2 protein-coding genes are annotated in these 1542 nt (G+C 72.9%); one reads left to right on the top strand and one right to left on the bottom strand.

Translation table 11 applies throughout. The annotated features are described in order from the left end of the window. The coding region (locus ACXJKL_RS20875) for a CHAD domain-containing protein (RefSeq protein ID WP_457208910.1) at nt 1-585 on the top strand (585 nt) is incomplete at its 5' end. Between the two features lie 31 nt (nt 586-616). On the opposite strand, the gene ACXJKL_RS20870 is transcribed toward ACXJKL_RS20875, so the two are convergent. Continuing rightward, a partial coding sequence (locus ACXJKL_RS20870) for a metallopeptidase TldD-related protein (protein ID WP_457208909.1) occupies nt 617-1542 on the bottom strand: 926 nt, incomplete at its 5' end.

The following is a 1542-nucleotide window of genomic DNA, read 5'->3' as shown; positions in this document are numbered from 1 at the left end:
GTCGTCGGCCCCGTTCGGCAGCGGATCGGCACGGAGTACGCCGTGCGGCAGCAGGAGGCCGACGAGCAGGTCCGGCGGGCGCTGGAGTCGTCGCGCTACCGTGCGCTGCTCACATCCCTGGACGCGTTGGCTCTCGACCCGCCCTGGACCGCGCTGGCCGCGGATCCTGCGCGCGACGCCCTGCCCCCGCTGGTGAGGAAGCAGTGGAAGGGCCTGCGCAGCCGGGCCCGGGCCGTCGAGCACGCCGACGACCGCGACGTCGCCCTGCACGACGCGCGCAAGGCGGCCAAGCGGCTGCGGTACGAGGTGGAGGCGCTCGCGCCGATGGGCGGCAAGGACGCGCGGCGCCTGGCCCGCGCAGCCAAGCGGATGTCCTCCACCCTGGGCGAGCTCCAGGACACGGTGGTGTCTCGTCGGGACCTACGCATCCTTGCCACGGCCGCGCGGGCCGCGGGCGAGAGCGACTTCACCTACGGGCGCCTGCACGCACGCGAGGAGGCCCGTGCGGCACGCCTCGAGCGCGACTTCGACGGGCTGTGGCGAGACGTCGTGGACAAGAAGCGGCTGCGCCGGTGGTTGCGGTAGGCGAGACCGGTCTCCAGCCGCCCGGGCCGGGTCAGAGCGCCTGGGAGACGCTGGACATGTTGAAGTCGGGGATGCGCAGGGCGGGCGTCGCGGTCCGCGAGAAGTAGTCGTCGCCCCACTCCCGGCTGAAGCTCGGCACCGTCGCACCGGCCGCGCTGAAGCGGTTGAGGAGGTCGATCGGGCTCTCGTTCCAGCGGAAGTTGTTGACCGCGCCCGTGATCTCGCCGCCCTCGACGAGGTAGACCCCGTCGCGGGTGAGACCGGTGAGCAGCATCGTCTGCGGGTCGACCTCGCGGATGTACCACAGGCAGGTCACCAGCAGGCCGCGCTCCGTGCCGGCCACCAGGTCCTCGATCGAGCCGTTCGCTCCGTCGACCTCGAGCACCAGGTTGTCGATCATCGGAGTGACCGGTTGGCCGGTCATCGCCGCGGAGTGCCGGGTCTGGATGAGGGAGGTGAGCTCGCCGTCGCGGATCCAGTCGGTGCGCTCGAGCGGGAGTCCGTTGTCGAAGACCGACTCGGTGTTGTCGGAGGCCCCGGCGACGTCGAACGGCGCGCAGGCGAGGGCGGCGTACGCCGGGTCGGAGTAGAGGTGGACCCCCGGTCGGGCGATGCGCTCGCCGATCCGGGTGCCCCCGCCCCGGCGGCTGTAGACGGACTCGCCCTCGTGGGCGACCCGGGCGCCGGCCCCCCAGTAGGCGTCGATCATCAGGTCCGCCACCGAGCTGGGCGGCAGGATCGTGTCGTAGCGTCCTGCGGGCAGGTCCGTACGACGCTGGGCCCAGCCGAGACGGGTGGCGACCTGGTCGGCCATCGTGAGCGCGTCGACGTCCGCGAAGTCGCGGGTGGCGCCCCCGACCCAGGCGCTGCGGCCCAGGTCCGACGACTTGGCCGTGCACGCGTAGTGGCCGGTCGGTTGGGTGTGTCGCAGCCGCAGGCCACGGGAGGAGCCGAGGA

It is taken from the genome of Nocardioides sp. P5_C9_2, assembly GCF_054049555.1.
The sequence above is the reverse complement of the archived record's forward strand: the minus strand, read 5'-3'. Positions and strand labels throughout refer to the sequence as shown.